Below are 14,017 nucleotides of genomic sequence, written 5' to 3' on the forward strand. Positions count from 1 at the left end.
GGCGGGTCAGGTGTGGGGTGTGCTCGGATGGGTCAGGTGTGGGGGCGGAGCAGCGCGAGCGCGCCGCGCACGGCCGTGTCGAACGCCTCCGGGCTGCCCGACGAACGGGCCAGGACATAGCCGCCCTGGACGGTGGCCACGAGCAGGGCGGCGGTCTCGTCCGGGTCGAGACCGGGCGGGAACTCGCCCTGGTCCAGGCCCTCTTGGACGATCTCCGCGAGCCGGCCGCGGAGCCAGCCGAGCGTCTCGTCCACGGGCGCGCGCAGCCGGTCGTCGGCGACGACGTCCGGGTCCATCGTCAGCCGCCCCACCGGACAGCCCCGCAGCACGTCCCGCTCGCGCGTCAGATACGCCGCGATCCGCTCGTACGCCGAACCCGCACCGCCGAGCGCACGCTCCGCGGCGCCGCGCAGCTCCTCCGCGGTCCGGGTGATCGCCGCGAGGGCGAGGTCGGGCTTGCCCTTGAAGTGGTGGTACATGCTGCCCTGCCCGGCGCCCGCCCGCTCCTGGATCGCCTTCGGGCTGGTGCCGACGTACCCGCGCTCCCAGAGAAGCTCGCGCGTGGACTCGATGAGTCGGTCCTGAGTGCTCATGACAGCAGTTTACATACTAGTAGGTACAGATGGGGGAGAGGTGCTCTGAGCAGAGCGGGAAGCAGCCCGCGCCCCCTCCCGTACTCCCCGGGAGGTACGCGGACTGCCGCTGGCGGTACGACGACTCGGGCCCCCTCCGCGAGCGAGTCTCGATGCATCACCAGCCATTACGGCGCGGCACTCGCCGCCACCGAGGAGATGAATCGACATGCAGACTCTGGCGAATTGGGACGGCGGGCCCGGCCCGTGGATCCTGTTCTTCCCGCTGATCTGGGCCGCCGTGATCGTCGGCGTCGTGACCCTGCTGCGCCGCACCGTCTGGCGCGGCCGGGGTCGCGGCCCGCAGTCCGGGCCCGACGCACAGTCGCCGATCACGGTGCTCGGCCACCGCTTCGCCTCCGGCGAGATCGACGAGGACGAGTACTGGCGGCGCCTGTCCGTCCTGGACGAGCAGTTCGGACGCAGCGCCGGCGGGCGCGGCAAGAAGGGCGGTGCGGCGTGAACACCGCGCCCGCCCCAGATGTCGCGGCCCGGGTCGTCGACGCCGTGAAGGTGTACGGCAGCGGCGACACCGAAGTGAGGGCCCTGGACGGGGTGACCGTCGGCTTCCCGGCCGGCCGGTTCACCGCGATCATGGGGCCCTCGGGCTCCGGCAAATCCACCCTCATGCACTGCGCCGCCGGACTCGACACGCTCACCTCCGGCAGCGCGGCCATCGGCGGCACCGAACTGAGCTCCCTCGACGACCGCCGGCTCACCGTGCTCCGCCGCGACCGCGTCGGCTTCGTCTTCCAGGCGTTCAACCTGCTGCCCACGCTCACCGTCGCCGAGAACATCACGCTCCCCCTCGACCTCGCGGGCGCACGCGCCGACGCCGAGTGGATCGACGCGCTCGTGGACGTGGTCGGCCTGCGCGACCGGCTGCACCACCGGCCCTCCGAGCTCTCCGGCGGACAGCAGCAACGCGTCGCCGTGGCACGGGCGTTCGCGGGCCGACCCGATGTCGTCTTCGCCGACGAACCCACCGGCAACCTCGACTCCCGCTCCGGCGCCGAGGTCCTCGGACTGCTCGCCCGCGCCGTACGGCAGATGGACCGCACCGTCGTCATGGTCACCCACGACCCGGTCGCCGCCGCCCACGCCGACGAGGTCGTCTTCCTCGCCGACGGCCGGCTCGTCGACCGCATGCCCGAGCCGACCGCGGAGCGCGTACTCGACCGCATGAAGGCCCTGGACGGCGCCCGCGGTGAGGCGGACATTCCGGATCGCCACACGCAAGGAGTGCCGTCATGAGCTCCGCGTCCGCCACCGCGCGGATCAGCCTCACCTCCCTCCGCGCCCACAAGCGCCGCTTCGCCGGTACGTTCGCGGCCGTGCTGCTCGGCGTCGCCTTCCTGACCGGCACCCTGGTCATGGGCGACACCCTGCGCGCGAGCTTCGACTCGATGTTCGCCGGGGCCACGAGCGGCACCGACGCCGTCGTCCGCAGCGCCGACACCATCACCACGCCCGGCCAGTCCCAGGGCGTGCGCGGCCCCGTCGACGCCGACCTGGCCACCCGCGTCGAGCAGGTGCCCGGCGTCGCCGCTGCCGCCCCGAACGTCCAGGGACCCGGTCAACTCGTCGGCGCCGACGGCGAACCCATCGGCGGCCAGGGCCCGCCCACCCTCGCCGGGAACTGGATCGACGACAGCCGCCTCAACCCGTACCGCCTCGCCGAGGGACGCGCACCGGAGCGCAGCGGTGAGGTCGTGGTGAACCGGGGCGCCGCCGAGACGGGCGGGCTGACGATCGGCGACAGCACGGTCCTGCGCACCCCCGACCCGGTGCGCGTCACGATCGTCGGACTCGCCACCTTCGGCGGGGCCGACGGCATGGCGCAGACCACGTTCACCGGCATGACCAGGGCCGACGCCGAGAAATACCTGACGCCGCAGCCCGGCGAGGCCGCCTCGATCCAGGTCCGCGCCGGTCCCGGCACCAGTCAGCAGGAGCTCGTCGACGCACTGACTCCCGTACTGCCCAAGGGAGTCGAGGCCATCACCGGCGAGGCGGCCGCCGCCGAGAACACCGACATGATCTCCGGGCAGTTCCTCGACCTGTTCACGACCTTCCTGCTCGTCTTCTCGGGCGTCGCGCTGCTCGTCGCGACGTTCTCGATCCACAACACCTTCGCCATCGTCGTCGCCCAACGCACCCGCGAAAACGCCCTGCTGCGGGCGCTCGGCGCGGCGCGCGGGCAGGTCGTGGGCGCCGCGCTCGCCGAGGCCGCCGTGGTCGCCGTCATCGCCTCCGCGGCCGGGCTGCTCGGCGGCATCGGGGTCGCCGCCGGACTGCAGGCGCTCTTCCCGGCCATCGGATTCCCGTTCCCCGAGGGCGAGTTGGTGATCAGCGCACTCTCGCTCGGCCTGCCGCTCGCCGTCGGAATCCTGGTCTGCCTCGGCTCGGCCCTGCTCCCCGCCGTGCGGGCCGGACGCACCGCGCCGCTCGCCGCGCTCCGGGAGACCGCCGTCGACCAGTCGGGCACCGCCCGCGGCCGTACCGTCGCCGGACTCGCCCTCGCGCTGGTCGCCGTCGGCACGACCTTGGCCGGGGTGCTCGTCACCCCGTCGATCTGGCGCGCAGGGGCCGGAGCCGTCCTCGCGCTCGCCGCGTTCGTGGTCCTCGGGCCCGTCGCCTCGACCGCAGTGCTCCGCGTACTCGCCCGCCCGCTCTCCCGGCTGCGCGGTGTCACCGGAGGCCTAGCCGGGCGCAACGCGCTGCGCAGCCCCAAGCGCACCGCCGCCACCGCGAGCGCGCTCATGATCGGCGTCGCCGTGGTCGCCCTGTTCACGGTCTTCGGCGCCTCCCTCAAGGCCACCATGAACCAGACCGTCGACCGCTCCTTCGCCGGCGACGTGGCCGTCAGCGCCCCCTCGTTCGGCGCCGGCGGCAGTGGCCTCAGCCCCGCCCTCGCGGACCGGGTCGCCGAGCTGCCCGAGGTCGAGAGCGCGGTCGGGCTCGGCCGCGGCGTCGCCGAAGTCGACGGCGCGGGCCGCCAGTTGACCGTCACCGACCCTGTCGCCCTCGCGCAGGGCCTGGACCTGGGCGCCGTACGCGGAGACCTGGCCGCCCTCGGCACCGACGGCCTCGCGCTCTCCGCCCCCGAGGCCGAACGCCGCGGCCTCGCCCCCGGAGACCGCACCCAACTCGCCTTCACCGACGGCACCCAGGCGAGCTTCACCGTCCGCGCGGTCTACGCACAGCCCGAACTCGCCGGTGACTACGTCCTCACCCGCGAGGCCTGGGCCCCGCACCGCGGCCAGGACTCCGACACCGTCGTCGCGGTCACCTTCAAGGACGGTGTGGACGCCGGTTCCGGCAAGGCCGCCGTCGAGAAGACGGCCGCCGCGTACGGCAATCCGGAGGTGCAGACCCGCGAGGAGTACGCGCAGTCCTCGGCCGGCGGCATCGACATGATGCTGGCGCTCGTCTACGCGCTGCTCGCCCTCGCGGTCCTGATCGCGCTCCTCGGCATCGCCAACACCCTGACCCTCGCCGTCCACGAGCGCACCCGCGAGCTCGGTCTGCTGCGCGCCGTCGGCCAGACCCGCGCCCAGCTGCGCGCGATGGTCCGCTGGGAGTCGGTCCTGGTCGCCGCCTTCGGTACGGCGGGCGGGCTCGCGCTCGGCGGATTCCTCGGGTGGGTCCTCGTCCAGGCCTCGCAGGGCACCGGCGACACCGACTTCGCGTTCGCCGTGCCGCCCGCGCAGCTCGCGGTCGTCGCCCTCGTCGGGCTTGCCGCGGGAGCGCTCGCCGGGTGGCGTCCGGCCCGTCGCGCGGCCCGTCTCGACGTACTGCGCGCGATCGCCACGGAGTGAGCCGACGCGGTGGGCCAGGTGGACTCCCTACCGCGGACGGCTTCTCAACCGCCCGGTCAGCCGACGAAGGCCGACCGGGCGGGAGCCTGTGGTGCGTAGGCGCTGCGCGCGGGCGTGGCCACGTCGGACGCGAGCGCGGGGAGGGTGAACCAGACGACCTTGCCGCGGTCTCCCTCGGGCCGAACGCCCCAGGTCTCGCTGACCGCCGCGATCAGGGCGAGACCGCGCCCGCAGGTGTCGAAGGCGGCGGCCGCGCGCAGTTCGGGCATACGGGGATCGCGGTCGTGCACGGAGACCGTGAGCCGGTCGAGCAGCAACTCGATCTCCACGGTGCACTTCTTGTCCGGGCCGGCGTGCCGGTGGACGTTGGTGAGAAGCTCGGTGACTCCGAGTTCGGCGAGCTCGATCAGCGGATCGAGGTGCCAGTGACGCAGTTGGGCAGAGATGATTCTGCGGACTTTTCCGATGCGTGACGGCAGGGCTTGGAGCTCCACCGTGCAGTGCCTGCTCGGCTTGCTGATCACGGCTGCGACTCCCCGAATGGTGAGGTCCGGAAGAAGACGACATACAGATCCGGGAACGCAGAGCGCCCCTGGATCCCACAGTGCTGCCTGCTGCTGGGCGGTGGACGCCGGTTCACAGCGTGACCGCCGATAAACCCTGAGTGATGTGTGACCAGAGTGACTCAGGGGGTGCAGCTCCGCAACTCGGCGTCCGTTCACGCCTCTTGCGCGCTGTGGTGCCCGCCCGTTCCACCCTCGCGAGCCGTGCTCCGCGCCGGCCCGGATATCCGCCGGTCAGGCGCCCGAAAGCCGCCCGCCCGCGCGGTGCACCGCGTCGATGAACCGCCGCACCGACGGCGGGCCCGCCTCACCGGGGCCGGGATCGTCCTCGCCGAGCGTCAGCGAGTACCGCGTGCCGTTGACGGTGGCCTGCGCCTTGCCGTCCGGGCCGAACCAGGGGCGGCCCGCCGAGACGGCGGCGAGCGGGGCGCTGTCGATCTCGCTGCCGTAGCTGGTCAGCAACTCCAGGCGGCCGCCGCTGATCCGCACCTGTCCGGCCCGGGTCAGCGAGCGCAGCCGCCGCCCGATCCGCACCCCCTTGGCCGTGAACTCCGGCTCCGCCATCCCGCCCGCCCCCTCGTCCGATCGTGCACCGTCGATCTGAGTGTGCCCGCCCGCGAGGTCGAGCACCAGTGCCTCCAACGACGGTACGTGCCCGGCCATTCCCGCCGGGGCGCAGGGGTTCTGTGCGCGCCCGGACGTGCGCCCGGAGGTGCTCTCGTACGTGCCCTCGTACGTGCCCTCGTCCGTGCTCCAGTACGTGAGCCCATGCGCACGCCGGACGGCTGTTCCCACGGTCTTCCTTTGGGCTGCCCAAAGAGGTGTTTATGCAGGTGAGAAGCGTGCGGAAGGTGTCTATCATCGAGCTGACCGACCGGGTCGCCGAGCCGTCCGACCGGTCCCGCACCGGATCTTCCAGGGCCGGGCACGACGCCAAGGAGCGAGCGCGTGAGCACCACACAGCAGCCCGGGGCCCCGAAGGCCATGAGCACCCTCGACGTGGACCGCAGCGACGCGGCCTACCGCGACTGGCTGAAGGAAGCCGTACGCAAAGTGCAGGCGGACGCCAACCGCTCCGCCGACACCCACCTGTTGCGCTTCCCCCTCCCCGAGGAGTGGGGCATCGACCTGTACCTGAAGGACGAGTCGACCCACCCCACCGGCAGCCTCAAACACCGCCTCGCCCGCTCGCTGTTCCTGTACGGCCTGTGCAACGGCTGGATCCGCCCCGGCCGCCCCGTCATCGAGGCGTCCAGCGGCTCGACGGCCATCTCCGAGGCGTACTTCGCGAAGCTGATCGGCGTGCCCTTCATTGCCGTGATGCCGCGCACCACCAGCCGCGAGAAGGTCCGCCTGATCGAATTCCACGGCGCCCGCTGCCACTTCGTGGACGACTCACGGAAGATGTACGAGGAGGCCGCGGACCTCGCCGTCCGCACCGGCGGCCACTACATGGACCAGTTCACGTACGCGGAGCGGGCCACGGACTGGCGCGGCAACAACAACATCGCCGAATCGATCTACCAGCAGCTGCGGTTGGAGCGCTACCCGGAGCCCGCGTGGATCGTCGCCACCGCCGGCACGGGCGGCACGTCGGCCACCATCGCGCGCTACGTCCACTACCTGCAGCACGACACCCGCATCTGCGTGCCCGACCCCGAGAACTCCTGCTTCTTCGACGGCTGGGTCAACGACGACCCGGACTGCACCAGCGACTGCGGCTCCCGTATCGAGGGCATCGGACGCCCGCGCATGGAGCCCAGCTTCGTGCCCGGCGCCATCGACCGGATGATGAAGGTGCCGGACGCCGCCAGCGTCGCCGCCGTACGCGCCCTGGAGCAGGCCATCGGCCGCAAGGCGGGCGGTTCGACGGGAACCGGGCTGTGGAGCGCCCTGAAGATCGTCGCCGAGATGGTCGCCGAGGGCCGCACGGGCAGCGTCGTCACTCTCCTCTGCGACCCGGGCGACCGCTACCTCGACAAGTACTACTCGGACAGCTGGCTCGCCGAACAGGGCCTGGACATCCGGCCGTACACCGCGACGATCGAAACCCTGCTCGCGACCGGGGTGTGGCCCCAGGAGTAGGCCGCGTTCAGCTCTGCGAGGAGTTCGCCGCGATCCGCTTGTCGAGCCGGCCCGCGGCATCCTGGAACGAGCGCCCCATCCCTGGCCGCGCCACCTTCAGCAGGGCCCGCAGTGGTGCGGACCCGTCCGCCGCGAAGGTCCACTGCACCCGCGTCCCGGTCCCCGCCGGGGTCAGCAGCCACTCCTCGACGAGCGCCCGCAGACCGGGTGCGTTCACCGTGTCCACGCGGTACGCGTACCGCTGGTCCGGTTCGGTGGCCAGGATCGTCTCCTGAAGGTGCCCTCCGCCGACCAGCTTCACCTCGCGGCCCGCACCGTCGGCCGTCGGCCGGCACAGCGTCACGGCCCTGAACCACGCGGGCCAGCCCGTCACGTCCTCGGCGAGCGCCCGGTACACGGCGGCGGGCGGTGCGGACAGCTGCCGCGCGAACACCAGGCGCACCGGAGCGGTGCCGACGAAGTCGAGCCCCACGGGGCTCAGTTGGCGGGCCATGGACTCAGCACCCCACGGGGACGGCAGTCGATCGGGCCCGGTCACCATAGCTGGCAGCCCGTCAGATGTCTCTAGGCGCGGGTGAGGCGTCGGGCGCAACTCCCGGATGCGGCAGGGGCATTCACTCAGGCCTCCACCGAAGCGCCTCCGCCGCTCTCCTGCCCGCTCTCCCGCCCGCTGTCCTGTCCACTCGCGTCGCCGCTCCGCTCGCCCTCGCCGTCCCCCGACACCTCGCCCGCGACGACCAGTCGGTTCAGCCGCTCGGAGATCTCCGTACGCACCTCTGCCGGAAGCCCCGTGTCCGTCACCCACGTGTCCACCTGCTCGAGCGACGCGAACGAACTCAGGCCCACCGTCCCCCACTTGGTGTGGTCCGCGACCACCACGACGCGGCGCGCGGACTGCACCAGACTCCGGTTCGTCTCCGCCTCCGCGAGGTTCGGCGTGGAGAGCCCCGCCTCCACCGAGATGCCGTGCACCCCGATGAACAGCAGGTCGAAGTGGAGCGTACGGATCGCCTGGTCCGCGACCGGGCCCACCAGCGAGTCCGACGGCGTGCGCACCCCGCCCGTCAGCACCACCGTGGCGCCGCTCTGCCCCTTGCCTGCCAGCCGCTGCGCCGTGTGGAACACGTCCGCCACCCGGACCGAGTTGGTCACCACCGTCAGATCCGGCACGTCGACCAGGCGATGCGCCAGTGAGTACGTCGTCGTACCGCCCGAGAGCGCGATGGCGCTGCCAGGGGCGACCAGTGCGGCCGCCGCCCGCGCGATGTCCTCCTTCGCGCTCAGCTCCAGGCCCGACTTGGCCTCGAAACCCGGCTCGTGCGTGCTGGCCTCGACGATCGGGACGGCCCCGCCGTGCACCTTCTCCAGGACGCCCTGCCGCGCGAGCGCGTCCAGGTCCCGCCGCACCGTCATGTCGGACACGCTCAGCTTGCGGGTGAGTTCGTTGACCCGCACTCCGCCCCGGCGTCTGACCTCGTCCAGGATCAGGGCGCGGCGCTGCTCGGCGAGCAGGTTCTGGTTCTCGCTCACGCCCGGTCCCGGTCCTTCCGTCGCGTACGGTCCTCGGCCTCGGCCCTCGTGCGCCACCTCGGCGGGCGGCCTCCGATACCGCGCCGCCAACTGGCATTCATCCTCGCACGCTGCACTGACAGCGGTTCCATCGCCCGTACGTGCGGCGGGACCGTACACCTTTGGGAGATTCCGTGACGAGGGGTGCCCAGCGGGCCCGCGAACGAGGATCCTGGTCACGCACCATGAACTGCACAGTCACGGGGGGTCGGGGGACCAGTGGGGCGTGGGAACGACACAGCTGAACAGCGGGGACAGGACCAGTCGCCGCCGGACCCGTCCGCACCCGGCGAGGCCGGCGAGGCCGGCGACCGCATCGCCCTGGAACTCCTCGTCCACGGAGTCGGCGGCACCACACCGCAGGAGATGCTCAACGACCCGAGCACCGTGCGGATCACCGGCGACAGGACCGCCGCGGTCCACCGCCGCGCGGACGACGTCGACGCCGAGGAACGCCCCCAGGACTACGCGGACCAGCCGGTCGCCGAGGCGTACGTCTGGTCCAACCTCACCTCGGGCAACGGCGCCCGCGCCCTGTGGCTGCTGCTGCTTCCGTTCATGGTGGTCAACCTCGCCCACTGGATGCGCCCCACCGCCGACGGCATGCGCCGCGCGGTGAGCGTGTACGGCATGCTCGTGCGGCTCGTCGCCCTCACGCTCACCGTGCTGCTCGTCGCCGCCGTCTGCGAAGTGGCCCTCGACCTCACCGCCTGGCAGTGCGCCGGCACGCGCGCGTGCGCCGAGGACCGTGCCTGGCTCGCCTTCCTGGCGCCCAGCGAGAGCGGCACCGGCTGGTGGACGCAGCCCGGCCGTCGCCTCGCCCTCGCCGCCCTGGCCCCCGCGGCCCTCACCGCCCTGCTCTGGTACCTCGCGCAGCGCACCTGGAGCGCGTACGAGTCCCAGCAGCCGCTGCCGCACCAGAGCGAGCCCGAGGAGGACGGCTCGCGCAGCGCCCTCAGCCGCCCCGGCTTCTGGTACGGACGGCGCCTGGTCGCCCGCCTGCGCGCCGCGCACACCGCCGCGGGCCTGCTCACCGTCGCCGCCGCCGTCGGCACGTCTGCCGCCCGCTACGACCGCACCGCGGACAGCGCCGCCCTGCACGCCTTCGGCGTCGTACTCGAAGCGGTCCTGGCCCTCGGCGCCGTGATCGTCGTGGTCGTCGTCTGCCGCCGCGGCCGCAGCGAGTCCACCCTCGACGACCACCTCGACCGCGTCGTGCGGACCCTGCCGCTCGCCTCCCTCGCCGTACTCCTCCTCGCCGTGGTCTACGCGGGCCTGGACCGTCCCGAATGGCGCTCATCGGGCCGGCTGCCGGGTGACGAGACCTTCGGCGTGATCGCCCTGGTGCAGGGCCTGCTCGTCCTCGCCCTCGCCGGAGTCGCCTGGGCCCTGCACCGCCGAAGTGCCGTACCGGGCACGGTACTTGGCGGCCTCGGCGGCCCCGCTGTCGCGATGCTCGCGTGCGCCCTCGGCGGCGTCATGTCCGGCGGCGTCGCCCAGCGCGTCGGGGACTGGCTGGACGACGGCAGCACGCCCGGCGCGGACGGCGCCGCCTTCCTCGGCCCGCCCGTCGTCCTGACCTGGCAGTCAGCGGTCATCCCCGTCCTGCTCGCCGTCGTCCTGCTGCTCGCCGTCGTCCTCGGCCTGCGCACCCGCCGACGCAGCCGCCTGGAGATCGCCCGCGTGCCGAGGGACTACGCGGGCGAGCGCCCCGACACCGAACGCACCCGCCGCATCGCGGGCACCCGCGCCCGCGCCGCCCTCACCGACCACGCCCCAGTCATCGTCGGCATCGTCTCCGCCCTCACCCTGCTGCTCGGCGCCGCCGCGCTCGTCGGCGCCTGGGGGACCAGGGAGGTGCCCGGCGAGGCCGCCGAAGGCACGCACGCGTTCATCGAGGGCGTCGCGGACACCACCCAGGCGCTCGGCTCCTGGCTGATCGGCTTCGGCTTCATACTCTTCGTGACCTGGGGCCGCCGCGCCTACCGCGACCCCTCGGCCCGCCGCACCATCGGCATCCTCTGGGACGTCGGCACGTTCTGGCCGCGCGCCGCCCACCCCTTCGCCCCGCCCTGCTACGCCGAGCGTGCCGTGCCCGACCTGACCTGGCGCATGGCCACCTGGACCCGGCAGACCGGCGGCCGCCTGGTCATCTCCGGCCACTCCCAGGGCAGCGTCCTCGCCGCCTCCGCGCTCTGGCAGCTCCGCCCTTCGGTGCGCCGCCGCGTCGCCCTGCTCACGTACGGCTCCCCGCTGCAGCGCCTGTACGGCCACTGGTTCCCCGCCCACTTCGGGCCCGCCGCCCTGATGTCCCTGCACCGCGAGGTCGACTGCTGGCGCAATCTGCACCGGCCCACCGACCCCATCGGCGGCCCCATCGGCCTGCCCGGCGCCTGCGGCCCCGACGTCGACCACGCCCCCCTCAAGGACCCCCTCGCCTACGGCCGTACGGAGAGCCAGCCGCTGCCCGCGCCGATCCTCGGGCACGGCGACTACCAGGCGGACCCGGTCTTCGCCGAGGTCCGCGGCACTCTCCTGGCCCGCCTGCGCCCCGGAGCCGGACGCCGGCAGAGCCACGACTGCGTCGGCGACAGGACCGCCGCACGGGCGGTGTCACCGGCCGGCCTCCCCGCGCCGCGCGGGGACGGCGGTGAGCCCGTGGCCGCCGATCCCGCATCCGGCGCCGCGGAGCCCCGTCAGGGCAGCTCGGGCAGGTCCTCCGGGTAGAGCAGCGTCAGATCGTCCGTGCTCGCGTCGGCGAACTGGGCGACCCGGCCCGCGTGCCGCTCCACCATCGCCTCGAATGTCTGGCGCGCGGTCCGCCCGTTGCCGAACGCCGCGCCTCTCGGCAGCACCGTGAAGTACTTGAGCAGCGCCTCGGACGTACCACTGCCGAGGCGGTACTCGTGCTCGTCGGCCTGCTGCTCCACGATGCGCAGGAGCTCCTCCGGCGCGTAGTCACCGAAGGTGATGGTGCGTGAGAAGCGGGACGCCACACCGGGGTTGACCGAAAGGAAGCGCTGCATCTCCGCGGTGTAGCCCGCGACGATCACCACGACCGAGTCCCGGTGGTCCTCCATCAGCTTCACCAGCGTGTCGATCGCCTCACGGCCGAAGTCCCGCCCGGAGTCCTCGGGGGACAGCGCGTACGCCTCGTCGATGAACAGCACTCCACCACGCGCGCGTTCGAAGGCCTCCTGTGTACGGATGGCCGTCGAACCGATGTGCTCGCCGACCAGATCGACCCGGGACACCTCGACCAGATGCCCCTTGCCGAGCACGCCGAGCGAGGCCAGGATCTCGCCGTAGAGCCGCGCCACCGTCGTCTTTCCGGTGCCCGGCGAACCCGTGAAGACCAGGTGGCGGCGGACCGACGCGGCCTTGAGACCGGCCAATTGACGCTTCCGGCCGACCTCGATCATGTCGGTGAGGGCACGCACCTCGCGCTTCACGCTGTCCAGGCCGACGAGCGCGTCCAGCTCACCCAGAACGTCCTGCGAGCTGCGGACCTGCTCCGGCTCGGGCTCGACCGCCGGCTCCGTCGGCCGCTGCTCGGGCACGCCGCCGAGCAGCCCCGCCGACTGCGTGGCCCGCTGCACGACGGGCTCGGCCTGGGACGGCGGGCGGACGCCGCCGCTCTCGTCGCTCGTGCACTCCTCCACCTGGGGCCCTGCCGTACCGCCGGAGGCCTGGGCGCCGCCGTCCCCGAACTCGTAACCACCGCGCGCGCAGCGCTCCGTACGGCAGCGGCGGAGCGTGGCCCGGCAGCCGTCGAGGACATGGAAGCCGTAGCCACCGCTGCCCGTCACCCGGCAGTTGACGAAACTGCCGCGCCCCTCGGCCGACACATAGAAACCGGCCTCCGAAGGAGAGGTGACCTCGCAGCGCTCCACCGTCGGATCGGCGCCCTTGGTGACGATGACGCCGGTCTGCGCGCTGTCGATCGTGCACCCGGCGAGCGTTCCCCCGCTGCCGTGGTCGCGGAACCAGGCGCCGGTCGCGACCTCGCGGATCCGGCAGTCGTCCAGCTGCGCGATCGCGCCGTCGCTCACCGACACCGCCGTGTTGCGGACCTGCGCGAGGTCGCTGTCCACGACGTCCACGCGTGAGCCGCGGTCGAGCACGAACAGCGCGTCCGGCACGTCCCGCACGCGGCAGGCGTCGAGCACCGCCGTCGCACCGTCGCTGACCCACACCGCCGGGTAGTCGCCCGTACTGCCGTGGATCTCCGACTGGTTGGCGTCCACGCGCGTGCCCGGGTCCCACACGGAGAGGCCGTTGCGGCCGAAGCGGCTGATCGTGGAACGGGTCAGCGTGAGCACGGAGCGGGAGCGCAGGTCGATCGCGTTCTCCGGGATGTCGTGCAGGCGGCAGTCGGCGAGGGTCAGCACCGCGTCCGTGTCGAGCGTGATGCCGTCCGCGCTCGTGCGGTGCACCTCGCAGTCCGTGAGGTGGGCGCCGGCCCGCCCGGTGATCTGCACGCCGGCGCCCTTGACCTCGTACACCTCGCAACCCAGGCCTTCCAGCTGGGAGTTCTCGCCGGTGACCGAGATTCCCGTGCCCGAGGCGTGGTGCACGCGGCAGCGCTCGAGTCGGGGATGGGCGCCGCCGCGCACGGTCACACCGCTCTGCCCGGCCGCGACGACCTCGCAGTCCTCGAAGACTCCGCCCGCGCCGTCGAGCACGGCGATGCCGATGCCCGCGGGGTTGTCGACCGTGCAGCGCCGCACCGTCGGACGCGCCCCGGAGCGCACTTCGAGCCCGGCGGCGGACCGCGTGACGATGCGCACGTCCACCAGCTCGGGGGCGCCGTCCTCGACGAGCAGCGCGGGCGCCGCCCCGTCCTGCCCCTCGAACTGCAGGTCCTGCAGTACGGCCGAGGCGCGCACGGTCAGCGGCACCCCGTCGGCCGGAGCTATCCGCACCGATCCGGGGGAGCCCTCGGGCCCACGCAGCGTCACCGCCCGCTGCACCACGAGGTTCTCCCGGTACGTCCCGGGAGCAACGCTCAGCACGTCACCGTCGCCGGCCGCCTCGAGGGCCGCGGCGAGCGATCCGTACTCGCCCGTGCGGCGCCGCCACCGCGAAGTGCCGGTGTGCGTCACCTGGACCGTGCCCTGTGCCATGGCGTTGCTGTGCCCCCACCTCGTGCGATCCCGTCGGACAGGCGTCCACCGTAGCGTGCGCGGGGGACGGGAGTTGACCGCTCACCCCGGTCTGTGGATAACCCGTCCCGAGCGGCCCGGGGAGGTGTTGTGATGCTGCGGTGTCGGGCCGATGAGCGGGGCGCGCAAGCCGGGTCGAGGAGCGGCAGGCACAGGGCAGTTCGGCGCGCTCATGGTCGGTG

The 14,017-nt window shown here is 73.1% G+C and carries 11 protein-coding genes; 5 read left to right on the top strand and 6 right to left on the bottom strand.

The window, feature by feature from the left end:
• Positions 1–32: 32 nt before the first annotated feature.
• The gene (locus RCO28_RS08280) at positions 33–593 is read right to left on the bottom strand and encodes a TetR/AcrR family transcriptional regulator (RefSeq protein ID WP_308940340.1); all 561 of its coding nucleotides are present in this window, start codon (positions 591–593) and stop codon (positions 33–35) included.
• 208 nt (positions 594–801) lie between these two features.
• On the opposite strand from RCO28_RS08280, the gene RCO28_RS08285 reads away from it, so the two are divergent.
• Genes RCO28_RS08285 through RCO28_RS08295 form a run of 3 tightly spaced genes read left to right on the top strand, consistent with a single transcriptional unit; the run spans position 802 to position 4,453 of the window.
• A complete protein-coding gene (locus RCO28_RS08285; RefSeq protein ID WP_308940341.1) occupies positions 802–1,095 on the top strand; it encodes an SHOCT domain-containing protein in 294 nt (97 codons plus the stop codon).
• Positions 1,092–1,886 (top strand): ABC transporter ATP-binding protein, encoded by a 795-nt coding sequence (locus RCO28_RS08290; RefSeq protein ID WP_308940342.1) that lies wholly within the window; start codon positions 1,092–1,094, stop codon positions 1,884–1,886. Before RCO28_RS08285 ends, RCO28_RS08290 begins: the two co-directional genes overlap by 4 nt.
• The gene (locus RCO28_RS08295) at positions 1,883–4,453 is read left to right on the top strand and encodes an FtsX-like permease family protein (protein ID WP_308940343.1); all 2,571 of its coding nucleotides are present in this window, start codon (positions 1,883–1,885) and stop codon (positions 4,451–4,453) included. Before RCO28_RS08290 ends, RCO28_RS08295 begins: the two co-directional genes overlap by 4 nt.
• A gap of 56 nt (positions 4,454–4,509) precedes the next feature.
• Here RCO28_RS08295 and RCO28_RS08300 read toward each other — a convergent pair whose 3' ends face one another.
• Together RCO28_RS08300 and RCO28_RS08305 are read right to left on the bottom strand one after the other, a co-directional pair.
• The gene (locus RCO28_RS08300) at positions 4,510–4,977 is read right to left on the bottom strand and encodes an ATP-binding protein (protein WP_308940344.1); all 468 of its coding nucleotides are present in this window, start codon (positions 4,975–4,977) and stop codon (positions 4,510–4,512) included.
• A 273-nt stretch (positions 4,978–5,250) separates the two neighbouring features.
• Positions 5,251–5,580: a hypothetical protein gene (locus RCO28_RS08305; RefSeq protein ID WP_308940729.1), complete on the bottom strand. Its 330-nt coding sequence runs from the start codon at positions 5,578–5,580 to the stop codon at positions 5,251–5,253.
• A 420-nt stretch (positions 5,581–6,000) separates the two neighbouring features.
• Between RCO28_RS08305 and RCO28_RS08310 the strand changes: the two genes are divergently transcribed.
• Positions 6,001–7,101, top strand: coding sequence for a PLP-dependent cysteine synthase family protein (locus RCO28_RS08310; RefSeq protein ID WP_308940730.1), 1,101 nt, complete (start codon positions 6,001–6,003; stop codon positions 7,099–7,101).
• Between the two features lie 7 nt (positions 7,102–7,108).
• On the opposite strand, the gene RCO28_RS08315 is transcribed toward RCO28_RS08310, so the two are convergent.
• A complete protein-coding gene (locus tag RCO28_RS08315) occupies positions 7,109–7,594 on the bottom strand; it encodes an SRPBCC family protein (protein WP_308940345.1) in 486 nt (161 codons plus the stop codon).
• Positions 7,595–7,719: 125 nt separating this feature from the next.
• The gene (locus RCO28_RS08320) at positions 7,720–8,631 is read right to left on the bottom strand and encodes a DeoR/GlpR family DNA-binding transcription regulator (RefSeq protein ID WP_308940346.1); all 912 of its coding nucleotides are present in this window, start codon (positions 8,629–8,631) and stop codon (positions 7,720–7,722) included.
• 405 nt (positions 8,632–9,036) lie between these two features.
• On the opposite strand from RCO28_RS08320, the gene RCO28_RS08325 reads away from it, so the two are divergent.
• Entirely contained in the window at positions 9,037–11,397 is a 2,361-nt protein-coding gene (locus tag RCO28_RS08325) for a hypothetical protein (RefSeq protein WP_308940731.1), read from the top strand.
• On the opposite strand, the gene RCO28_RS08330 is transcribed toward RCO28_RS08325, so the two are convergent.
• On the bottom strand, positions 11,367–13,796 hold the full coding sequence (locus RCO28_RS08330; RefSeq protein ID WP_308940347.1) for a right-handed parallel beta-helix repeat-containing protein: 2,430 nt from the start codon (positions 13,794–13,796) through the stop codon (positions 11,367–11,369). The genes RCO28_RS08325 and RCO28_RS08330 overlap by 31 nt on opposite strands.
• Positions 13,797–14,017 lie beyond the last annotated feature (221 nt).

The sequence above is a fragment of the Streptomyces sp. LHD-70 genome (genome assembly GCF_031157275.1).
GTDB lineage: Bacteria > Actinomycetota > Actinomycetes > Streptomycetales > Streptomycetaceae > Streptomyces.